This is a genomic window from Microbispora sp. CA-102843, from assembly GCF_050936215.1.
GTDB lineage: Bacteria > Actinomycetota > Actinomycetes > Streptosporangiales > Streptosporangiaceae > Microbispora.
Map to the genome: position 1 here is coordinate 3,628,564 of NZ_JBNJNF010000001.1, position 22,498 is coordinate 3,651,061.

Below are 22,498 nucleotides of genomic sequence, written 5' to 3' on the forward strand. Positions count from 1 at the left end.
GATGCTGGCTTCAGGGCCTCCACGAAAGTCGGAGTGGTTCAGTTGGGTGAGGAACACCCTGACACGCTGACCAGCCGCAACAACCTTGCAGTCCTATGACCCGGCCGGCGATCGGCGAACGGCGCCGACCGGTTTCGATACGAGCCCGGACGCCGCTCAGCCGGGTCAGCGGTCGGTGCCGCGGTCGCGGCGGCGCAGGTAGCGCTCGAACTCCGCCGCGATGGCGTCGCCGCTGGCCTCGGGCAGCTCGGCCGCGTCCTTGCGCTCCTCGAGCTCCCGCACGTACTCCGCCACCTCGCTGTCCTGGGCCGCCAGCTCGTCCACGCCGTGCTCCCAGGCCCGCGCCTCCTCGGCCAGGTCGCCGTACGGCATCGGGATGTCGAGCATGTCCTCGATGCGGCGCAGCAACGCCAGGGTGGCCTTGGGGTTGGGCGGCTGGGCGACGTAGTGCGGGACCGACGCCCACAGGGACACCGTCCGCAGCCCGGCGGTGCCCAGGGTGTGCTGCAGCACACCCACGATCCCCGTCGGGCCCTCGTACTTGGTCAGCTCCAGGTTGAGCGCGCGGGCCATGCCGAGGTCGCTGACCGAGCCGGTGATCGGCACAGGACGCGTGTGCGGCGAGTCGTTGAGCAGCGCGCCGAGCAGGATGGCCAGCTCGATGCCGAGATCGTGGCAGAGCCCGACGATCTCGGCGCAGAACGACCGCCACCGCATGTTGGGCTCGATGCCGCGCAGCAGCACCACGTCGCGCTTGGCGCCCGGCGGGCGGGCCAGCAGCAGCCGGGTCGTCGGCCAGACGACGGAGCGGGTCACACCGTCGCCGAGCTCGACCACCGGCCGCGTCACCTGGAAGTCGTAGTAGTCCTCCGGGTCCAGCTCGACGAGCGGGGTGGCCTTCCACTCGGACTCGAGGTGCGCGAGCACGCCGCTGGACGCCTCGCCGGCATCGTTCCATCCCTCGAACGCGGCGATCAGCACCGGGTCGACGAGCTCGGGGAGCCCTTCGAACTCGATCACGCGCCGCCTCCTCACTGGCCTTGTGCAGTATGGCTCAGTCCAAGACTATTCGGTGAGGGGCCCCGTACGTCACCTTCGCCGGGCACCGGCCCGTCGCGCGGCGCTGACCTGCGGCGCCGTGCCGGAGGCCGCGGGCCCTCCGCCTCTCACGCGACCGGTATTCCCGTTACGCGCGCGCGGACGATATTCCATTCGGCGGGGCCGATAGGCTTGCCTCCATGACCAGCAGACCGTCGTTCCGAGAAGTGCTGTCCGAGCGAGTCCTGATCGCCGACGGAGCCATGGGGACGATGCTGCAGTCCTACGACCCCACTCTTGACGACTTCCAGGGCCACGAGGGCTGCAACGACGTGCTCAACGTGAGCCGCCCCGACATCGTGCAGGCCGTACACGACGCGTACCTGGAGGTGGGCGTCGACTGCGTCGAGACCAACACCTTCAACGCCAACCGCGCCGCCCTGGGCGAGTACGGCATCGAGGACCGCATCTTCGAGCTCTCCAAGGCCGGCGCGCGCCTGGCCAGGGAGCGCGCCGACCACTGGTCGACGCCGGACCGGCCCCGGTTCGTCCTCGGCTCGATGGGCCCCGGCACGAAGCTCCCCACGCTCGGCCACCTGCCGTACGAGACGCTGCGCGACGCCTACCGGGACAACGCCGCCGGCCTGATCGCCGGCGGGGCGGACGCCCTGATCGTCGAGACCTGCCAGGACCTGCTGCAGGTGCGGGCGGCGGTCGTCGGCGCCAAGCGGGCGGTCGAGGCCTCCGGGCGGGACGTGGTGATCATCACGCAGGTCACCATCGAGACCAACGGCGCGATGCTGCTCGGCTCCGAGATCGGCGCCGCGCTGACCGCGATCGAGCCGCTCGGCGTCGACCTGATCGGCCTCAACTGCGCCACCGGCCCCAGCGAGATGAGCGAGCACCTGCGCTACCTGGCCAGGCACTCGCGGATCCCGATCTCCTGCATGCCGAACGCCGGTCTGCCGCAGCTCACCGCCGACGGCGCGTACTACCCGCTGAGCCCGGGGGAGTTGGCGGACGCGCACGAGGCGTTCACCCGCGACTACGGGCTCGCGCTGGTGGGCGGCTGCTGCGGCACCACGCCCGAGCACCTGCGCCAGGTGGTCGAGCGGGTGGGCGGGCACGCCCGCGGCGAGCGGCGGCCCCGCCCGGAGGCGGGGGCGGCGTCGCTCTACCAGCACGTGCCGTTCCGGCAGGACACCTCCTACCTCGCCATCGGCGAGCGGACCAACGCCAACGGCTCCAAGGCGTTCCGCGAGGCGATGCTGGCCGGCGACTACGAGGAGTGCGTGGAGATCGCCAGGGCGCAGGCCCGCGACGGCGCGCACCTGCTCGACCTGTGCGTCGACTACGTCGGCCGCGACGGCGTGACGGACATGAAGGAGCTGGCGTTCCGCTTCGCCACCGCCTCGACGCTCCCGATCGTGATCGACTCGACCGAGCCCGCCGTCATCGAGGCGGGGCTGGAGATGCTCGGCGGCCGGGCCGTGGTCAACTCGGTCAACTACGAGGACGGCGACGGCCCGGACTCGCGCTACCAGAAGATCATGCGCCTGGTGAAGGAGCACGGCGCGGCCGTGGTCGCGCTGACCATCGACGAGGAGGGCCAGGCCCGCACCGCCGAGTGGAAGGTGCGGATCGCCACCCGGCTCGTCGACGACCTGGTGCGGAACTGGGGCATGCGGGTCGAGGACATCATCGTCGACTGCCTGACATTCCCGATCGCCACCGGCCAGGAGGAGACCCGGCGCGACGGGCTCGAGACGATCGACGCGATCCGCGAGCTCAAGCGCCGCTACCCGGGCGTGCAGACCACGCTGGGCCTGTCCAACGTGTCGTTCGGCCTCAACCCGGCCGCCCGCATGGTGCTGAACTCGGTGTTCCTCAACGAGTGCGTCAACGCCGGGCTCGACTCGGCCATCGTGCACGCCTCGAAGATCCTGCCGATGGCGCGCATCCCGGACGAGCAGCGCCAGGTCGCGCTCGACCTCGTGTACGACCGCAGGCGCGAGGGCTACGACCCGCTGCAGCGGTTCATGGAGCTGTTCGAGGGCGTGGACGCGGCGTCCATGAAGGCCGGCAAGGCGGCCGAGCTGCTCGGGCTGCCGCTGTGGGAGCGGCTCAAGCGGCGCATCATCGACGGCGAGCGCAAGGGCCTGGAGGCCGACCTCGACGAGGCCCTGGCCCAGCGGCCTGCCCTGGAGATCATCAACGACGTGCTGCTCGACGGCATGAAGGTCGTCGGCGAGCTGTTCGGCTCCGGCGAGATGCAGCTTCCCTTCGTGCTGCAGTCGGCCGAAGTGATGAAGAACGCCGTGGCCTACCTCGAACCGCACATGGAGAAGGTCGAGGGCAGCAGCAAGGGCCGCATCGTGCTGGCCACGGTCAAGGGCGACGTCCACGACATCGGCAAGAACCTCGTGGACATCATCCTGTCCAACAACGGCTACGACGTGGTGAACCTCGGCATCAAGCAGCCGGTGTCGGCGATCCTGGAGGCCGCCGAGGAGCACCGCGCCGACGTGGTCGGCATGTCCGGGCTCCTGGTCAAGTCCACGGTGGTCATGAAGGAGAACCTCGAGGAGATGAACTCCCGGGGCATCGCGGACAGATACCCCGTGCTGCTCGGCGGCGCCGCCCTGACCAGGGCGTACGTCGAGCAGGACCTGGCCGACGTCTACCGGGGCGAGGTCCGTTACGCGCGTGACGCGTTCGAGGGCCTGCGCCTCATGGACGCCTTCATGGCGGTCAAGCGCGGTGAGGACGGCGCGACGCTGCCGCCGCTGCGCGCGCGGCGGGTGAAGACCGGCGCCGCGCTGAAGCGGACCGCGGAGGAGGACCTGCCGGCCCGCTCCGACGTCGCGGCCGACAACCCGGTGCCCACCCCGCCGTTCCTCGGCGACCGGGTCGTGAAGGGCATCCCGTTGGCCGACTACGCCGCCTTCCTCGACGAGCGGGCGACGTTCATGGGCCAGTGGGGCCTCAAGGCCGCCCGGGGCGGCGAGGGCCCGTCGTACGAGGAACTGGTCGAGACCGAGGGCAGGCCCCGGCTGCGGATGTGGCTGGAGCGGCTGCAGACGGAGAACCTGCTGGAGGCGGCGGTCGCCTACGGCTACTTCCCCTGCGTGAGCGAGGGCGACAGCCTGATCATCCTGGACGACGACGGGAAGGAACGGACCCGCTTCACCTTCCCGCGGCAGCGGCGCGACCGGCACCTGTGCCTGGCCGACTTCTTCCGCTCCCGCGAGTCCGGCGAGACCGACGTCGTCGCCTTCCAGGTGGTCACGATGGGCAACCGGATCAGCGAGGCCACGGCCGAGTTGTTCGCCAAGGACGCCTACCGCGAATACCTGGAGCTCCATGGCCTGTCGGTGCAGCTCACCGAGGCGTTGGCCGAATACTGGCACGCGCGGGCGCGGTCGGAGCTGGGCATCGGCGGCGACGAGTCGCTGGACGACATGCTCAAGGTGAACATCACCGGCTGCCGCTACTCCTTCGGCTACCCGGCCTGCCCCAACCTGGAGGACCAGGTGCAGGTGATGGAACTGCTCGACCCCGCGCGCATCGGCGTGACGCTGTCGGAGGAGTTCCAGCTCCATCCCGAGCAGGCCACCTCCGCCCTGGTCGTCCATCACCCCGAGGCGAAGTACTTCAACGTCTGACCGGCCGCACGGCTGTTCACGCGCGCCCCTTACCATGTTGCTCCCCCCTGATCGGGGGTCTCACCGGGGGAAGGGGCCACGTGGACGCCGTGCTGTTCGACATGGACGGGTTGCTCGTCGACACCGAAAGGGTGTGGTTCGAGGTCGAGACCGAGGTGGTCATCCGCCTCGGCGGAACCTGGGGCCCGGAGCACCAGGAGCAGCTCGTGGGCGGCTCCTGGGACCGCACCGTCGCGTACATGCTGGAGCTGACGCAGGCCGACGTCGACCCCGCCGTGGTGGGGGAGTGGCTGATCGACGGCATGGAGAGCCGGCTGTCGAGAGGCGTCGAGCCCATGCCGGGGGCCCTCGACCTGCTGCGCGGGCTCGGTGACCAGGGCGTGCGCACGGCGCTGGTCACCTCGTCGCTGCGGATCATCGCCGACGCCGTTCTCAAGGCCGTCGGCCGGGAGCACTTCGAGATCGTCGTGACGGCCGACGACGTCACGCGCACCAAGCCTCACCCGGAGCCATACCTGACCGCGGCCGACCTGCTGTCGGTGGACCCGGGGCGGTGCGTCGCGCTGGAGGACTCGCCGAACGGCGTCGCCTCGGCGACCGCAGCGGGCTGCCGGGTCGTCGCGGTGCCGAGCGTCCTGCCGATCGCCCAGGCGCCCGGGCGGGTCGTCATGCCCTCGCTGCTCGACGTGGACGTGGACTTCCTGCGGTCGCTCGTCCGGTGACGCGGGCCCCCGCATGATCGCCTGCGGAGTGCCAGGATGGGGGTACACCGCGATAAAGGGGGCCCCACCATGACTTTCAACGACATCGCCTGGCTGCCGCTGTGCGGCGGCCTCACCGTGGTGGGCATCGGGCTGAGCTACCTGGCCTTCCGGCGCAGGGGGGTGACCGCCGGCCTGCGGGCCACCGCCTGGTCCCTGCTGCCGCTGGCCGCCTACCTCACCGGCGCGCTGCAGACGCTCTGGAACATCGGCGCGGCGGCGGTGGGCTTCGTGACCGGCCTGGTCCTGTCGCCGGCGGTGTGGGCGGGGGTGGTCCTGGCCGGGCTGTCGGCGCTGCTGTTCGTCGTCTCCGGCACGCTGCGCGGCCGTGCGCTGTCCCGGACCCGGCCGGAGCCGGGTGGCGCCACCGCGGCGCCTGAGCGGCCTGCCACGCCTAAAACGGCACAGACCGGGAAGACGGCGCCACGACAGGTGGAACAGCCCGCTGGGGACGATTTCTCGGACATCGAGGACATTCTCAAGCGCCGGGGGATCAGCTGAACATCCCACATCGTGGGACCAAGTTACCGATCAGTGCAATGTTACAGTTCCACGACATAATCGAAACGGGACGCAGACAAACCATTCAAGATCAACACGAATGAGTTTCGCGTGAATCACAGTTGAGCCACAGGGCACCCCTGGGGACTGGTCAGCCCAGCTCAGACCATAGATTCTGCCTCCGGGGGTCGCACAACACGCGGCCCCTTCGGACAATGTCGTCTGGGATCCAGGGGGCCTGCACCAAATGGCCGTGCGAGGCAAGGTCGTGAGCGGCCGCCGCTTCTTCGTCGCCGGATCGATCCCGGGCTACCCCGAGCGCGTCACCGCAGGCGCGGTCCGCTCGGGCAGGGCGAAGGAGGATCGATGACCGCGCCGATGGACGTCACCGGGGGTGACGCGCAGGCCACGCCGGAGGCCGTCGTCGACACGTCGGACGCGAAGGCGATCCAGGGCAGGTCCCTCGGTCAGATCGCCTGGATGCGTCTCAAGCGCGACAAGGTGGCCCTCGCCGGCGGTCTGATCGTCATCTTCCTGATCCTGGTCGCCGTCTTCGCGCCGGTGATCGCCGGGGCGTTCGGGCAGGACCCGACGCAGTTCAACTCCGACCTCATCGACTCCTCCACGATGGCGCCCAAGACGGGCACCGGCATCAGCGCCGACCATCTGTTCGGCATCGAGCCGGTGAACGGTCGCGACATCTTCAGCCGGGTCGTGTACGGCGCGCGGATCTCGCTGCTCATCGCCTTCCTGGCCACGCTGCTCTCGGTGGTCATCGGCACCCTGCTCGGGGTCACCGCCGGATACTTCGGCGGCCTGGTCGACTCGATCATCAGCAAGGCCATGGACGTCTTCCTGGCGTTCCCGATCCTGGTCTTCGCGATCGCGTTGGCGGGCATCGTCCCCGACTCCGCGTTCGGCCTGACCGGCGACACGCTGCGCGTCTCGCTGCTGGTGTTCATCATCGGCTTCTTCAACTGGCCGTACATCGGGCGGATCATCCGGGGGCAGACGCTGTCGCTGCGCGAGCGGGAGTTCGTGGACGCGGCGCGCAGCCTCGGGGCGCGCGGGCCGTACATCATCTTCCGTGAGCTGCTGCCGAACCTGGTGGCGCCGATCCTCGTCTACGCGACGCTGCTGATCCCCACGAACGTCTTGTTCGAGGCGGCGCTGTCGTTCCTCGGCGTCGGCGTGCGTCCGCCCACCCCCACCTGGGGCGGCATGCTGTCGGACGCGGTGCGGTTCTACACGATCCCGCACTTCATGTTCTTCCCCGGCATGGCGATCTTCATCACGGTCCTGGCGTTCAACCTGTTCGGCGACGGCCTGCGGGACGCTCTCGACCCGAAGGCCCGCTGAGTCCTCCCTTCTCCACAAAGTCCCGCTCTCGTAAAGTCCCCGGGCTCTCGTAAAGTCCCCCCGGCTCCTATCACCAAGGGGTTTGCAATGCTAAGAAGAAGACTGGGCGTGGCGGCCACCGGCGCCGTGCTCGCCCTCGCCGTGGCCGCCTGCGGCGGCGGTTCGGGTAGCAGCACGCCGTCGTCCTCCGGCGGTGCCGCGGCCGGCTCCGACTCCGCGAGCGAGTTCAACGCCGCCCTGACGGGGGTGGTCAACCCCTCGGACAAGAAGGGCGGCATCCTCAAGTTCGCCAACGGCGGTGACTGGGACTCCCTCGACCCGGGCGACACCTACTACGGCTACTCCTGGAACTTCATCCGGCTGTACGGCCGGTCGCTGCTGATGTTCAAGTCCGCCGTGGGCAAGGAGGGCAACCAGCTCGCCCCCGACCTCGCCGAGGACCTGGGCAAGCCGAGCGACGACGCCAAGACCTGGACGTACAAGCTCAAGCAGGGCATCAAGTTCGAGGACGGCACCCCGGTCACGTCCAAGGACGTGAAGTACGCCGTGGAGCGGTCGTTCGACAAGGAGGTGTTCCCCGACGGGTACACCTACTTCAACGACTTCCTCGACTGGCCCAAGGACTACAAGGGCGCGTACAAGTCCAAGGACGTCAACACCGACAGCGCGATCGAGACGCCCGACGACTCCACGATCGTCTTCCACCTCAAGCAGCCGCTGAGCAACTTCGACTACTTCGCCCAGCTTCCCGCCACGATCCCGGTCCCCAAGGACAAGGACACCGGCGCGAAGTACAAGGAGCACATCATCTCCACCGGGCCGTACAAGTTCGAGAAGAACGAGATCGGCAAGGGCTTCACGCTGGTCCGCAACGACCAGTGGGACGCGGCGACCGACCCCAACCGCAAGGCGCTGCCGGACGGCTACGAGGTCTCCACCAACGTCAACGCCGACGACATCGACAACCGGATCATCGCCGGCGACCTCGACGTCGACGTGGCGGGCATCGGCGTGCAGTCGGCGGCCCTCGGCCGGGTCCTGCCCGACCCGGCGATGAAGGCGAACGCCGACAACCCGACCAGCACCCGCCTCTGGTACACCTCGATCAACGGCAACGTCCCGCCGCTCGACAACATCGACTGCCGCAAGGCCGTCGAGTACGCCACGGACAAGGTCTCCCTCCAGACCGCCTGGGGCGGCGAGTTCTCCGGCGGTCAGATCGCGACCAGCCTGCTGCCGCCGGCGATCCCCGGCCACGAGGACTTCAACCTCTACCCGCCGGGCGCCGACAACAAGGGCGACCTGGCCAAGGCCAAGGAGGCGCTGACCGCCTGCGGCCAGCCCGACGGCTTCGAGACCAACATCTCCTACCGCGCGGAGCGGCCGAAGGAGAAGGCGGCCGCCGAGGCGCTGCAGCAGTCGCTCGGCCGGGTCGGCATCAAGCTCACGCTCAAGCCGTTCCCGCAGGCCGACTACTTCGCGCTCTACGCCGGCAAGCCGGGCTACGCCAAGGACAACAAGATCGGCCTGGCCCAGAACGGCTGGCAGTCCGACTGGCCCGACGGCTTCGGCTTCCTGCAGCAGATCGTCGACAGCCGCGTCATCCGCGACACCGGCGGCTCCTCCAACGTCAGCGTCCGCGACCCCGAGGTCGACAAGCTCATCGACCAGGCGATGAAGGAGACCGACACCAACGCCCGCAACGCGATCTGGACCCAGATCGACAAGAAGGTCATGGAGGGCGCCTACATCCTGCCGAACGTGTGGACGAAGACCCTGCTCGTGCGCAGCAAGAACGCGACGAACATCTTCGTGAACGACGCGTACGGCATGTACGACTACCTCGGCATGGGCGTCAAGTAAGCGTCCGCCGAGACCAGACAGATCCGATAGACGCGTGAACGCGGCAAGGGGGCCGGTCCCACCGGACCGGCCCCCGGAGCCGGGGGGACTGTGGTCACATACATCATCCGGCGGCTGATCTGGGCGGTCGTGATGCTCACCATCGTGAGTATCGCCACGTTCGCCATCTTCTTCCTGGTGCCCCGCCTGGCGGGCGCCACCTCGGAGAGCCTGGCCGCGCGCTACGTGGGGCGCACCGCCTCGGCGGAACAGGTCAAGCTCGCGGCCGAGAAGCTTGGCTTCAACGATCCGCTGGTCGTGCAGTACGGGCGGTTCGCCAAGGGCATCGTCGTCGGCGCCGACTACGACTACGGCCCCGGCGTGGAGCGCTGCCCGGCGCCCTGCTTCGGCTACTCGTTCCTCACCCGGCTCCCCGTCTGGCCGGACCTGCTCGACCGGCTGCCCGTGACGATCTCGCTGGCCATCGGGGCCGCCGCCATCTGGGTGTTAGCCGGTGTGGCGACCGGCGTGCTGTCCGCGCTGAGACGCGGCAGCTTCTTCGACCGGGCCGCGATGAGCGTCGCCCTGGCGGGCGTGTCACTGCCGATCTTCTTCACCGGCATCGTCTCGCTGGTCGTCTTCAGCTATGGCACTCCGTTCCGCATCACCGCTCCGGGCGGCAGCTTCACGCCGTTCGACGAAAACCCGGCCATGTGGGCCTACAACCTGATCCTGCCGTGGATCACGCTGGCCTTCCTGTACGCCGCCGGGTACGCGCGGCTCACCCGGGCGGGCATGCTGGAGACGATGAACGAGGACTACATCCGCACCGCCCGGGCCAAGGGCCTGAACGAGCGGACCGTCGTGGTCAAGCACGGCCTGCGCGGCGCGCTGACCCCGATCCTCACGATCTTCGGCCTCGACCTCGGCCTGCTGCTCGGCGGCGCCGTGCTCACCGAGAGCACCTACTCGCTGCCCGGCATGGGCAAGTACGCGATCGACGCGATCACCAACCAGGACCTGCCCAAGGTCATGGGCGTGACGCTCGTCGCCGCGTTCTTCGTGGTCTTCGCGAACCTGATCGTCGACCTCCTGTACGCCGTCGTGGACCCGAGGGTGAGGCTGGGATGAGCTTCCTGGAACTGAAGGACCTGCGCATCCACTTCCCGACGGACGACGGCCTGGTCAAGTCCGTCGACGGGCTGTCGTTCACGCTGGAGCGGGGCAAGACGCTCGGCATCGTCGGCGAGTCCGGCTCCGGCAAGAGCGTGACCAGCCTCGGCATCCTCGGCCTGCACAAGGGCGGGCGCGCCCGCATCTCCGGCGAGATCTGGCTGGACGGCGAGGAACTCGTCGGGGCCAGCCAGGAGCACGTCCGGACGCTGCGCGGCAAGAAGATGGCGATGATCTTCCAGGATCCGCTGTCGGCGATGCACCCGTTCTACACGGTCGGCCAGCAGATCATCGAGGCCTACCGCATCCACAACGACGTCAGCAAGAAGGTCGCCCGCAAGCACGCGATCGACATGCTCGGCCGGGTGGGCATCCCGCAGCCGGATCGCCGCGTGGACAGCTACCCCCACGAGTTCTCCGGCGGCATGCGGCAGCGCGCCATGATCGCGATGGCGCTGAGCTGCGACCCCGAACTGCTGATCGCCGACGAGCCGACGACCGCGCTCGACGTGACCGTGCAGGCGCAGATCCTCGACCTGATGCGCGACCTGCAGCGCGACTTCAACGCCGCGCTGATCATCATCACGCACGACCTCGGCGTCGTCGCCGAGCTGTCCGACGACATCCTCGTGATGTACGGCGGCAAGTGCATCGAGTACGGCACCTCCGAGGACATCTTCGAGCGGCCCGAGCACCCCTACACCTGGGGCCTGCTCGGCTCGATGCCGCGCCTGGACCGCGAGCCGACCGAGCGGCTGTTGCCGATCAAGGGCTCGCCGCCCTCGCTGATCAACGTGCCGTCCGGCTGTGCCTTCCACCCGCGCTGCGCCTTCGAGGAGCGTACGGGCGGGCAGGCCAAGACGCAGGTCCCCGAGCTGCTGGAGACCGAGGGCGGCCACCTCGTGCGCTGCCACCTGCCGCGCGAGCGGCGGCGCGCCATCTGGGAGAACGAGATCAAGCCGAACCTGGAGGCTTCGTGAACGAGGAGCCCTTGCTGTCCGTACAGGGGCTGGAAAAGCACTTCCCGGTCACGAAGGGCCTGCTCAAGCGGCAGGTCGGCGCGGTCAGGGCCGTCGACGGCATCAGCTTCGACGTGCAGAAGGGCGAGACCCTGGGCCTGGTCGGCGAGTCGGGATGCGGCAAGACCACCACCGGACGCCTCATCACGCGGCTGATCGAGCCGACCGGCGGGAAGATCCTGTTCGAGGGCAACGACATCACGCACATGTCCCAGGGCCGGATGCGTCCGCTCCGCCGGGACGTGCAGATCATCTTCCAGGACCCCTACAGCTCGCTCAACCCCCGGCACACGGTCGGCGCCATCGTGGGCGCGCCGTTCCGGATCCAGGGCATCAAGACCGAGGAGGGCACCAAGAAGGCGGTCCAGGAGATCCTCGAACTGGTCGGTCTCAACCCCGAGCACTACAACCGCTACCCGCACGAGTTCTCCGGCGGTCAGCGGCAGCGCATCGGCATCGCCAGGACGCTCGCGCTCAAGCCCAAGCTGATCATCGCGGACGAGCCGGTGTCCGCGCTCGACGTGTCGATCCAGGCCCAGGTCGTCAACCTGCTGGAGGACCTGCAGACCGAGCTCGACCTCACCTACGTGGTGATCGCGCACGACCTGTCGGTGGTCCGGCACATCAGCGACCGCGTCGCGGTGATGTACCTCGGCAAGATCGTAGAGATCTCCGACCGCAAGGACCTGTACGACACGCCGATGCACCCGTACACCAACGCGCTGCTGTCGGCGGTCCCGATCCCGGATCCCAAGCGGCGCAAGGAACGGGAGCGGATCCGGCTGCAGGGCGACGTGCCCTCCCCGCTCAACCCGCCGCCCGCCTGCCGGTTCCACACCCGATGCTGGAAGGCGCAGGAGATCTGCAAGCAGGTCGAGCCGCCGCTGGAGACGCTCGCCCCCGGCCACCAGGTGGCCTGCCACTTCCCCGAGAACGCCCCTTCCGGCGGCGCGGCCGCATCCCCGCCGGAGACGGCCGCCGTGTGAGCCATCCCGCCGGTACGGCCCCCGCCGCCTTCCCCCCAGACGGTCCGCGGGAGCCGTACCGGCGGGGCGTGTTCCGCCACCTCGGCCACGCCCCTGTCACGACGGTATCGGGGCGCGCCCCCGCCCGGCATCGGCCTCCCGTACGGCTCTCGCCCGCGACCAGGGGAGGACCGGGCCCGTTTCGCTCCTCCTGTGGTCGTAGATCGATCGTCAGGAGAAGGCGCCAGGCACGATCAGACCGGTCTCGTACGCGAGCACGACCGCTTGGACCCGGTCGCGCAGCCCCAGCTTGGTCAGCACGTTGCCCACGTGGGTCTTCACGGTCGTCTCGCTGACCACGAGCTGGGCGGCGATCTCGGCGTTCGACATGCCCTTCGCGATCAGGCGCAGCACCTCCAGCTCGCGCTCGGTGAGCCGGTCGAGCCGCGCGGGGGTGGCCTGCTGGTGCGCGGAGGGCAGCCGGGTGGCGAACCTGTCCAGCAGCCGCCGGGTGACGCTCGGCGCCACGATCGCGTCGCCGGCCGCCACCACGCGGATCGCCTGGACCAGCTCGTCCGGCGGCACGTCCTTGAGGAGGAACCCGCTCGCGCCCGCGCGCAGCGCCTCCACGATGTACTCGTCCAGGTCGAACGTGGTCAGCACGAGCACCTTCGGCACGTGGGCGCTGGGCGCGGCCTCCCGCACGATGCGGCGGGTCGCCTCGATGCCGTCGGTGCCGGGCATGCGGACGTCCATGAGCACCACGTCGGGCAGCAGGGCCCGGGACTGCTCCATGGCCACCGCGCCGTCGCCCGCCTCGCCCACGACGGTGACGTCCGGCTCCGCCTCCAGGATGAACCGGAACCCGGTGCGCAGCAGCGGCTGGTCGTCGACCAGCAACACCCGGATCGTCATGATGCGTCCGTCCTGGGATGGGCGGCGGGCCGCCGGGTGGAGGTGGACACCCTGATCGTCATGCTCTGTCCTTGAGGAGGCTCTGCGTGAGGGGATTACTTGAGGGGGCTGTGATTGCGGGGGCTGTGATTGAGGGGGAAGCGGGCGCGGACCTCGAACCCGCCCCCGGTGCGGGGCCCGATCCGCAGAACTCCACCATAGAGCGCCACACGCTCGCGGATGCCGACGAGGCCGTGGCCCTTGCCCCCGATCCGCGCCGACTCCTCCGCCGCGCCGCGCCCGTCGTCCTCGACGTGGATGGCCAGCTCGTTCGGCTCGTGCCGTACGGTGACCCATGCGCGGGCGGCGGGTCCGGCGTGCCGCAGGCTGTTGGTCAGCGCCTCCTGCACGAGCCGGTAGGCGGCGAGATCCACCCCGGGCGGCAGGCCGCGCCGCTCGCCCTCGATCCACAGCTGGGTCCGCAGCCCCGCCTCGCGCATCTGCTCCACGAGCGCGGGCAGGTCGCGCATGCCCGGCTGCGGCCCGCGCTCGGCCGGGCCGTCGGTGCGCAGCACGCCGACGATGCTGCGCATCTCCGCCATCGCCGTACGCCCCATCTCCTCGATGGCGGTGAGGGCGTCCCGCGTCACGTCGGGCTTGGTGTCGAGCATCTTGCGGGCGGCGGCGGCCTGGACCGTCATCACGCTGACGTGATGGGCCACGACGTCGTGCAGCTCCCTGGCGATGCGGGAGCGCTCCTCGGCTCGGGCGGCCCTGGTGTCGGCTTCCCGCGCCCGCTCCAGCCGGTCGGCCCGCTGCACCAGCTCCGCGAGGTAGGCGCGGCGCAGCCGCAGCGCCCGGCCGCACACCCAGCACAGCAGCAGGACGGCCGTGACGACGACGTGGTCGGTCCAGGACGGGGTGATGACCCCGGCGACGGCGCCGGCGACGTAGGAGGAGAAGGAGACGACGAGGGCGGCCAGGCTCAGCGCCAGCCCCCGGCAGGCGGCCACCGAATAGAGCAGGACGAGCCCGCCGAACTCGCTCAGGCCGGGGTCGTAGTGGAGCGCGTCGAGCGCCGCCTGAGGGACGCAGGTGGCCACCAGCAGCACGAAGGGCCGGCTACGCCGCAGGGCGACCGGCAGCGTGCAGGCCGCCGCCAGGATCAGGTTCAGGGCGTCCGCCGGACGCGGCGGGACTGACCGCAGCCAGCCGGCCCCCTCCCCGGAGCCGGCCGAGGCGATCCACCACAGGGACGCGGTCGTCAGCACCACCGCGAGGATCGAGTCGGAGACCAGGGGACGAGCCCGAAGCCAGGACCGCGTTCTGCCGGGGGTGGTGCGCACGTACCAAATCTAGGCGTTCGCCGCCCGCGTCCACCCTGCCCGGGAGGGATATCCCGCCTCCTCCCCGCGGAGGAGTCCCACGGTGGAGGCCACGGTGGAGGCCACGGTGGAGGCCCACGGTGGAGCCCCGCGGGCGTCACAGTTCGTCGCTGGCCGACCTTCTGCTGACGCGGGCGGACAGTCCGGGCTCGCGGTCGGGCACGGGCGGCGGGGTGCCGCCGAACTCCGGGCACAGCGCCTGGTGGTCGCACCAGTCGCACAGCCGCGAGCGGCGGGCGCGCCACTCGCGGGTGCGTACGGCACGCTCGATGGCCGCCCAGAGCGCCTCGACCTTGCGCTCGGTCGCCCGCAGGTCCGCCTCGTCGGGGACGTAACGGACGATCTCGCCGTTGCCCAGGTACATGAGCTGGAGCATCCGGGGGACCTGGCCGCCGCGCCGCCACAGCGCCAGCGCGTAGAACTTCATCTGGAACAGCGCCTTGGCCTCCCACTCGCGCCCCGGCGCCGTGCCCGTCTTGTAGTCCACGACCCGCATCTCGCCGGTCGGGGCGACGTCGAGCCTGTCGATGTAGCCGCGCAGCAGCAGCCCGCTGTCGAGGACGACCTCGACGTACATCTCACGCTCGGCCGGCTCCAGCCGCTGGGGGTCCTCCAGCGTGAAGTAACGCTCGACCATGCCGCGGGCCTGCGCCAGCCAGGCGTCCCGCTCCGCGTCGTCCTCGAAGAGCCCCGCGTAGTCGGGTTCCTCGGAGAGCAGCCGCCGCCATTGGGGCTCCAGCAGATCCTGGGCGGCGGCGACCGTCCGCGCTTCCGCGGGCAGGTCGTAGAGCCGTTCCAGCACGGCGTGAACGAGCGTGCCCCTGACCGCGGCGGCCGAGGGCCGCTCGGGGAGCTGGTCGATCACCCTGAACCGGTAGAGCAGGGGGCAGGTCATGAAGTCACCGGCCCGGGAGGGGGAAAGCGCCCCGATGACGGCGCGCTCTTCGGCGAGGGTCATGCCCGAACTGTAGGACACCGGGCCGACAGAACGCTCCCGTCCCTCGCCATGCGCGCCGTGGCGGGCTCAGGCGGAGCCCGACCCCGCGGCGGCGAGTACCGGCACATCACGCCGCACCGGATCGATGGCCGGCAGCCGGACCACGAAGCGCGCGCCGCCGGCGGCGGAGTCCTCGATGTGTATGGTGCCGCCGTGCGCCGAGGCCATCTCCCGGCAGATCGCCAGACCGAGCCCGGCGCCGTGAGGATCGACTCGGAGCGACTTCTCCGACCTGAAGAACCGCTCGAAGAGCCGCTCCCGATCGGCGAGCGGCACCCCGTCCCCGTCGTCGTCGACGGCCATCTCGGCGATGTCACGATCACGCCGCACGGTGACGACGATCGATCGCCTGGCATGCCGCTGGGCGTTGCTCAGCAGGTTGAGCAGGATCCGGCCGAGCTGTGTCGGCACGCCGTTCACGTACACGCCGGGCTGGAGCCGGAGCAGGACCGGGACGGGTCCGCTCTGCCGGGAGACATCCTCCTTCACCACCTCGGAGACGTCGACCGGGCGCGGCCGGGTGGTCGCGATCCCCGCCCGCAGCCGGCACAACGTGAGGAGGTCGTCGATGATGGATGTCAGCCGGTCGATGTCCCGCAAGCCCTCGCGGAGCAGTTCATCCAGCTCGATCTCCGGAATGTGAAGCTGCGCCTCCTCGAGCTTCACCCGGAGGGCGGTGAGGGGGCTGCGGAGCTCGTGCGAGACGTCGGAGGCGAACTGGGAGCACCGAGCGGCGTGGTCGAGGGTGGCGTTGATGCTCTCGGCCAGTGGGGCCATTCCCGTGTGGTGCTCCGGCTTCTCGATCCGCCCGCTGCCGTCACCGCTGTTGATCTCGTCGAGGCGTCGGCGGAACCGCTCGACGAGGGCGGGCTCGGGCCGGACGAGCCGATGCGCCAGCCATCCCATGCGCATGAGCAGCGCCGTCGTCAGGGCGCTGGTCATGCTGTCGGACAGGCGCGCGCGCAGGCCCATGTCCGCCCGACTACCCAGGAGAGCGGGGAATGACCCACACGGCGCGAAACTATGTGCGAAATTTCACCCACGGCACGCATGAATCCGCATTCGTCGCCGCGCCGGCCCGGCTGGCGCGGTTCCGGCCCACGCACCGGGACGATCACACGGTTCGCGGCGGGCGGACGAGCTCTTAGGCTGATCTCACGCCGCGGCGCGTAGCATCAAGGGGCGTGGGAGGGGAAGGCGGCCACATGAGCACACCTGTCAAGGAGTCCACCGGACTGCGGATGGGACGGCCGTTCGGCATCCCGGTCTACGTCTCACCCACCTGGCTCATCGTGGCGGCGTTCATCACGATCAGCTTCCAGCCCCAGTTCGCCGCCATGCTGCCGGACTACAGCGAGGCCGCGGCGTACGCCGTCGCGCTGGCCTTCGCGGTCCTGCTGTACGTCTCGGTCCTGCTGCACGAGCTGGCGCACTGCGTCGTGGCCAAGCACTACGGCCTGCCGGTGCGCCGGATCACCCTCTACATGCTCGGCGGCGTCTCGGAGATCGAGCGCGAGCCCGAGACGGCGGGCAGGGAGTTCGCCGTCGCCTTCGCCGGGCCGCTGCTGTCGCTGGGGCTGGCCGGGATCGGGGCCCTGGCGGAGGCGTTCGTCGTGCCGTCGGGCGGCCTGGCGCAGGTGCTCGTGTGGCAGCTGTGGCTGTCCAACCTGATCGTCGGGCTGTTCAACCTGCTGCCCGGCCTGCCGCTCGACGGAGGCCGGATGCTGCGGGCCGCCGTGTGGAAGGTCAAGCGCGACGCGGGCACGGGCACGATGGCCGCCGCCTGGGTCGGCCGCGGCGTCGCGGTCGCGGTGGTCGTGGTGCCGCTCCTGATGAACCTGATGGCCGGACAGGAGCCCGGCATCGGGAGCATGCTCTGGACGGTGGTGCTGGCGTCGTTCATCTGGCTCGGGGCCTCCCAGTCGCTGCGGGTGGCCCGCGTACGGGCCCGGCTGCCGCAGTTGCGGGCCCGGGTGCTGGCCCGCCGGGCGATCCCGGTCACCGCCGAGGTGCCGCTGTCGGAGGGCCTGCGCCGGGCGCGGGAGTCGGGGGCGGGGGCCATGGTGGTGGTCGACCACGACGGGCGGCCGGTGGGCATCGTCAACGAGGCGGCGGTCAACGCCACTCCTGAGCAGCGCAGGCCGTGGGTGAACGTCGGCGCCCTGTCCCGCTCCCTGGAGCCCTCGCTCGTGCTCGGCGCCGATCTGGAGGGTGAGTCCCTGCTCGACGCCATGCGGGAGACCCCGGCGCCTGAGTACCTGCTCGTCGAGCGGGGCGGCGAGATCTACGGGGTGCTCGCCACCGCCGACGTCAACCGCATGTTCAGCGGCGTGTGAGCGCGGCGTCGCCGGGGACTAGGGTGCTGATCGAGACCGGGGCCAGGCGCCGTACGGCCGCCCACCGCGGGCTCCGGCAGGCCGGTTCGCCACTCTTTTTTGCTACTTTCTGGGGTGATCGATCCGGCACATGGCGTGCCGGCGATGGTGCCGGTCATCCGGTGGCGTTTCCGGAGGGAGAACTTCTGTGACGGAACAGGGCGTGGGGGTGGTCCGCCCGCTGCCGGGGGAGGGCGTGGTCGCCCATCTGAACGGTTTGCTGCTCGTGTGCGGCACCGGCGGTGACCAGCCGGTCGACGACCTGCTGGGCGCGCTGAGCGAGACCGCCACGACGGGCGGGGACGGTCGGGCGCTGGCCCGGCGGGTGGCCCAGGTCCTCGCGCGCGCCATGGACAGGTCGATCGGCGGGGAGCCGGTGGCCTGCGCGGTCGCCGGGCCGGCCGGGGGCGGCGTGGCCGTGCTGGTCAGCGGGGCCGCGTACGCGACCGTGTCGGGCGGCCCAGACGGCGAGGTCCGCCTCGCCGGGCACGACGCGCTGACCTGGACCGACCGTCTCGTCAACGGCCCGGTGTCCCGGATCGAGCTGCGCCTGCCCGGAGCGGGGCCGTCGAGCCCGTACTCCAGGCTGGACGGCGGTGTGGTCACCGGAGCCGGGCTGGAGTGCGACTTCACCCGGCACGGCGACCTCGTCTTCCCGCCGCTGCCTCCGCGTCCGCCCCAGTCGCAGCAGCAGGGTCAGCAGCAGGGCGTGCAGCCCCCGCCCATCGGCGCTCCGGAGCCGATCGCCCCACGCGGGCCCGTGGTGCCGCCGCCCCCCGTGTCGCCGTTCCCGGCGGGTCCGATGCCCGGTGGCGGGCCGTCGGGCGAGCAGGCGGCGCCGTCCCCGGGATCGTCCCAGCCGCTCGCTCCGCCGCCGTCCCACATCTCCCAGCCGCTGCCGCCGCTGCCGCCCGCCCTCTCCGACCCGGGGCCGGTGCACCACTCGGGGCCGCAGCCGATGCCCCCGCTGCCCGAGCCCGCCGAGGACCGGGGCGCCCCGCACGACCTGAACCCTCCGTACGATCTGAACCCTCCCTACGACCTGGGTGGGCCGCACGACCTGGGCGGGCCGGACGGCCCGCCGAGCGGGCCGTTCGAGCCGGTGCCGCACGCACCCGCCGACGAGGAGCCGGGCGAGGCGACCCAGATGGACGCGGCGCCCGAGCTGGAGCAGCGGCCGATGGTCTACGGCGTCGACTGCAAGAACGACCACTTCAACGACCCGCGCGCGCCCTACTGCGCGGTCTGCGGCATCCCCATCGACCAGCGGGCGGTGGTGCCCTACAAGGGTCCCCGGCCGCAGCTCGGCGTACTGCTGCTCGACGACGGCATGGCGCTGCCGCTGGAGGCCGACTACCTGCTGGGCCGCGACCCCGATCGCGCCCCCGAGGTGCAGTCGGGCGAGGCCAGGCCGGCCAGGGTCACCAGCCCTGACGGCTCGGTGTCGCGCCGCCACCTGCGGGTCTTCCTGGACAACTGGGACGTCAACCTGCTCGACCTGGGCTCGGTGAACGGCACCCAGATCCAGCCGCCCGGCGACCCCAACTTCTACGACATCCCGCCGAACGAGCCGGTGCCGATCCTGCCCGGCACGACCGTGCGTGTCGGCGTCTCGCGCACGATGCGGTACGAGCCCCACCGCGGCGCCTGACGACCTCCGAGTCCGCCGGGGCCCACCGGGCTCCCGGCGGCCGGATCAGGGGCGCAGCCGCTCGATCTCGCCCAGGATCATCCGTTCCAGCCGCTCGCCGGTGACGTGCGCCGGATACAGCAGCCGGTGCACGCTCAACCCGTCCACGAGCGCCAGCAGCCGTTCCGCGACGTCCTCCAGGTCCTCGTCCGTACGGATCTCACCGGCCTCGGCGGCGGACCTGAGCAGGCTCGTCAGCAGATAGCGGAGCTCGGCGGCCTCCCGCCGCTGGACCTCCAGCAGCGCGGGGCTGGTCAGGCTGCGCCCCCAGAAGCCCACCTCGAGCCCGGTCTCCCCGGCCCGCTCGTCGTCCAGGGGCACGTTGTCGAGCAGCAGTTCACGCAGCGCCGCCAGGCCGGTGCGGCCCGACAGCTTCTCCCGCAGCCGGTCGACGATCCGGCGATGGGACGCCTCCAGGGCCGACAGCAGGATCTCGTCCTTGTCGGCGAAGTAGTGCGTGAGCACCCCGTTGGAGTAGCCGGCCTCCTTGGCGATGGCCCGGGTCGTCGCGGCCTCGATGCCATCGCGCAGGATGATCCGGCGGGCCGCCGCGACGACCTCGCCCCTGCGCTCCTCGTGATTGACGATCTTCGGCATGGTCCACCACCTCGGTTGACATTTTAGTCGGGCGCCCGTCTATTATCCGCTCATGACGGTAGTGACGGTCGGCGTGCATATCGTCGACGTCCTGGCCCGCCCGGTCGAGTCCATCCCGGCCGGTCAGGACACCCACCTGCTGGAGCAGATCCGCATCACGGCGGCCGGTGCGGCCGCGGGCACGGCCGTGGCCCTGGCGAAGATCGGCGTGCCGGTCGCCTCGATGGGCGCCGTCGGCGACGACGAGCTGGGCGACTTCCTCCTGATGATCATGGCGCGGCACGGTGTGGACGTGAGCGGCGTGGTGCGCAGGCCGGGGGAGCAGACGGCGGCCTCGATCCTGCCCATCCGCCCCGACGGCGGACGGCCCTCCTTCCACGTGCCCGGGGCCAACCTGGGCCTGGCGACCGCCGACCTCGACGCGGACCGCCTTACCGGCGGGAAGGTGGTGCACCTCGGCGGCATGGACGTCACCTGGGGCCTGCACGACCCCGCCTTCTTCGCGCTGCTCGACAAGGCCCGCGAGGGCGGCACGACCGTCACGCTGGACCTGCTGTCCAACATGGCCGACCTGATGCCCGGCGTCCGCGCGTTCCTGCCCCACGTCGACTATCTCCTGCCGAACGAGGAGCAGGCGCTCATGCTCAGCGGGGCGCCGACGCCGGAGGAGGCCGCGGCCGCGCTGCTCGCCGAGGGCCCGAAGGGCGTGATCGTCACCCTGGGGGCCGCCGGCAGCCTCGTGGCCACCGCCGCCGGAGTCACCCGGGTGCCCGCCCTGGACGTGCCGGTCGTCGACACCACGGGCTGCGGCGACGCGTACTGCGCCGGATTCGCCGCGGGACTGCTGCGCGGCCGGGACGTCCTCGGCGCCGCCCGCCTCGGCACCGCCGTCGCCGCGCGGGTCGCGGGCGGGCTCGGCTCCGACGCCGGCCTGGACGGCTCCATCCCGGACGCCTGATCCCCGGCCCCACCTCTCCCCGATTCCCCCGATCTCAGGAGTGCCGCCCATGTCCCTCGACGCCTCCCTGCGGGCCCGTGCCGCGAAGGTCATCCCCGGTGGCATGTACGGCCACCTCAACGCGGCCCTGCACGGGGACCGCTACCCCCAGTTCTTCGTCCGCGCCGAGGGCGCCCGGCAGTGGGACGCCGACGGCCGTGAGTACGTCGACCTGATGTGCAGCTGGGGGCCGATGATCGTCGGCCACCGCAACCCGCGGGTGGAGGCCGCCGCGGCGGCGCAGCAGGCGGAGGGCGACTGCCTGAACGGACCCGGCCCGGTCATGGTGGAGCTCGCCGAGCTGCTGGTGGACCTCATCCCCTCCGCCGACTGGGCCATGTTCTCCAAGAACGGCACCGACGCCACCACCCAGGCCCTGATGGTGGCCAGGGCGGCGACGGGCAGGACCAAGGCGCTGGTCGCCCACGGCGCCTACCACGGCGCCGACCCCTGGTGCACGCCCGGCCTGTCCGGGGTCACCCCCAACCAGCGGGCGGACACGATCGAGTTCACCTACAACGACCTGGCCAGTGCCGAGGCCGCCGCGGCCCAGGCGGACGGCGACGTCGCCGCCATCCTGGTCACGCCGTTCAAGCACGACTCGTTCGAGGACCAGGAGCACGCCGACGCGGAGTTCGCCCGGGGCGTGCGGGCCCTGGCCGACCGGATCGGCGCGGCACTGGTCATCGACGACGTACGCGCCGGGTGGCGGCTGGACCTGCGCGGTTCGTGGGAGCCGCTCGGCGTGCGGCCCGACCTGACGGCCTGGAGCAAGGCGATGGCCAACGGCTTCCCCATCGCGGCGCTCACCGGGACGGACGCGCTGCGCGGGGCGGCCCAGACGCTGTACTCGACCGGCTCCTTCTGGTTCTCGGCCACCGCCATGGCCGCCGCCAAGGCGACGATCGAGATCCTGCGCGAGACCGACGGCGTCGCGCTCATGCACCGGGCCGGGACCCGGCTGCGCGAGGGGCTCGCCGCCCAGGCGGCGGCGCACGGCTTCGTGGTCCGCCAGACCGGCCCGGTGCAGGTGCCGTGGCTGTCGTTCGAGGGCGACGACACCCTGGAGAAGGGCATCGCCTGGGCCGGGGCCTGCCTGGAGGAGGGGGTCTACCTCCATCCCTGGCACAACTGGTTCCTGTCGGCCGCGCACACCGACGAGGAGATCGACCGGGCCCTCCAGGGCACCGGCGCCGCCTTCGCCAAGCTGAGGGCCGCGTACGGAGCCGACTGAGGGAGC

18 protein-coding genes are annotated in these 22,498 nt (G+C 71.0%); 12 read left to right on the plus strand and 6 right to left on the minus strand.

Annotated elements, in window-relative coordinates; translation table 11 throughout:
- Positions 1-165: 165 nt before the first annotated feature.
- Positions 166-1,020, minus strand: coding sequence for a PAC2 family protein (locus tag ACQEVJ_RS17020; protein WP_433102003.1), 855 nt, complete (start codon positions 1,018-1,020; stop codon positions 166-168).
- A gap of 218 nt (positions 1,021-1,238) precedes the next feature.
- On the opposite strand from ACQEVJ_RS17020, the gene metH reads away from it, so the two are divergent.
- From metH to ACQEVJ_RS17060, 8 genes are all read left to right on the plus strand, one after another.
- Positions 1,239-4,703 (plus strand): methionine synthase, encoded by a 3,465-nt coding sequence (gene metH, locus ACQEVJ_RS17025; protein ID WP_433102005.1) that lies wholly within the window; start codon positions 1,239-1,241, stop codon positions 4,701-4,703.
- Positions 4,704-4,783: 80 nt separating this feature from the next.
- Positions 4,784-5,425, plus strand: a complete 642-nt coding sequence (locus ACQEVJ_RS17030; protein ID WP_433102007.1) for an HAD family hydrolase — start codon at positions 4,784-4,786, stop codon at positions 5,423-5,425.
- Positions 5,426-5,494: 69 nt separating this feature from the next.
- Positions 5,495-5,965: a cellulose synthase gene (locus tag ACQEVJ_RS17035; RefSeq protein WP_433102009.1), complete on the plus strand. Its 471-nt coding sequence runs from the start codon at positions 5,495-5,497 to the stop codon at positions 5,963-5,965.
- A 366-nt stretch (positions 5,966-6,331) separates the two neighbouring features.
- Positions 6,332-7,324, plus strand: a complete 993-nt coding sequence (locus ACQEVJ_RS17040; RefSeq protein ID WP_433102011.1) for an ABC transporter permease — start codon at positions 6,332-6,334, stop codon at positions 7,322-7,324.
- Between the two features lie 87 nt (positions 7,325-7,411).
- Positions 7,412-9,187 carry an ABC transporter substrate-binding protein gene (locus ACQEVJ_RS17045; protein WP_433102013.1) on the plus strand — a complete coding sequence of 592 codons (1,776 nt, stop codon included), beginning with the start codon at positions 7,412-7,414 and terminating at the stop codon, positions 9,185-9,187.
- A gap of 90 nt (positions 9,188-9,277) precedes the next feature.
- Entirely contained in the window at positions 9,278-10,297 is a 1,020-nt protein-coding gene (locus ACQEVJ_RS17050) for an ABC transporter permease (protein ID WP_433102015.1), read from the plus strand.
- A complete protein-coding gene (locus tag ACQEVJ_RS17055) occupies positions 10,294-11,319 on the plus strand; it encodes an ABC transporter ATP-binding protein (protein ID WP_433102017.1) in 1,026 nt (341 codons plus the stop codon). Before ACQEVJ_RS17050 ends, ACQEVJ_RS17055 begins: the two co-directional genes overlap by 4 nt.
- On the plus strand, positions 11,316-12,344 hold the full coding sequence (locus tag ACQEVJ_RS17060; protein ID WP_433102019.1) for an ABC transporter ATP-binding protein: 1,029 nt from the start codon (positions 11,316-11,318) through the stop codon (positions 12,342-12,344). Before ACQEVJ_RS17055 ends, ACQEVJ_RS17060 begins: the two co-directional genes overlap by 4 nt.
- A 210-nt stretch (positions 12,345-12,554) precedes the next feature.
- Here ACQEVJ_RS17060 and ACQEVJ_RS17065 read toward each other — a convergent pair whose 3' ends face one another.
- From ACQEVJ_RS17065 to ACQEVJ_RS17080, 4 genes are all read right to left on the minus strand, one after another.
- The gene (locus ACQEVJ_RS17065) at positions 12,555-13,238 is read right to left on the minus strand and encodes a response regulator (RefSeq protein WP_079315259.1); all 684 of its coding nucleotides are present in this window, start codon (positions 13,236-13,238) and stop codon (positions 12,555-12,557) included.
- Positions 13,239-13,333: 95 nt separating this feature from the next.
- Complete coding sequence (locus ACQEVJ_RS17070) at positions 13,334-14,563, minus strand: sensor histidine kinase (protein WP_433102021.1); 1,230 nt, start codon at positions 14,561-14,563, stop codon at positions 13,334-13,336.
- Positions 14,564-14,699: 136 nt separating this feature from the next.
- Positions 14,700-15,560, minus strand: coding sequence for a RecB family exonuclease (locus ACQEVJ_RS17075; protein WP_433102023.1), 861 nt, complete (start codon positions 15,558-15,560; stop codon positions 14,700-14,702).
- Between the two features lie 66 nt (positions 15,561-15,626).
- On the minus strand, positions 15,627-16,571 hold the full coding sequence (locus ACQEVJ_RS17080) for a sensor histidine kinase (RefSeq protein ID WP_433102025.1): 945 nt from the start codon (positions 16,569-16,571) through the stop codon (positions 15,627-15,629).
- A 233-nt stretch (positions 16,572-16,804) separates the two neighbouring features.
- Between ACQEVJ_RS17080 and ACQEVJ_RS17085 the strand changes: the two genes are divergently transcribed.
- Together ACQEVJ_RS17085 and ACQEVJ_RS17090 are read left to right on the plus strand one after the other, a co-directional pair.
- The gene (locus ACQEVJ_RS17085; protein ID WP_433102027.1) at positions 16,805-17,935 is read left to right on the plus strand and encodes a site-2 protease family protein; all 1,131 of its coding nucleotides are present in this window, start codon (positions 16,805-16,807) and stop codon (positions 17,933-17,935) included.
- A gap of 187 nt (positions 17,936-18,122) precedes the next feature.
- Positions 18,123-19,625, plus strand: coding sequence for an FHA domain-containing protein (locus tag ACQEVJ_RS17090; protein WP_433102029.1), 1,503 nt, complete (start codon positions 18,123-18,125; stop codon positions 19,623-19,625).
- A 45-nt stretch (positions 19,626-19,670) separates the two neighbouring features.
- On the opposite strand, the gene ACQEVJ_RS17095 is transcribed toward ACQEVJ_RS17090, so the two are convergent.
- Positions 19,671-20,261, minus strand: coding sequence for a TetR/AcrR family transcriptional regulator (locus tag ACQEVJ_RS17095; protein WP_433102031.1), 591 nt, complete (start codon positions 20,259-20,261; stop codon positions 19,671-19,673).
- Between the two features lie 52 nt (positions 20,262-20,313).
- Here ACQEVJ_RS17095 and ACQEVJ_RS17100 point away from each other — a divergent pair, with 52 nt between their 5' ends.
- A complete protein-coding gene (locus ACQEVJ_RS17100) occupies positions 20,314-21,219 on the plus strand; it encodes a carbohydrate kinase family protein (RefSeq protein WP_433102033.1) in 906 nt (301 codons plus the stop codon).
- A gap of 49 nt (positions 21,220-21,268) precedes the next feature.
- Positions 21,269-22,492 (plus strand): aminotransferase class III-fold pyridoxal phosphate-dependent enzyme, encoded by a 1,224-nt coding sequence (locus ACQEVJ_RS17105; protein ID WP_433102035.1) that lies wholly within the window; start codon positions 21,269-21,271, stop codon positions 22,490-22,492.
- Positions 22,493-22,498 lie beyond the last annotated feature (6 nt).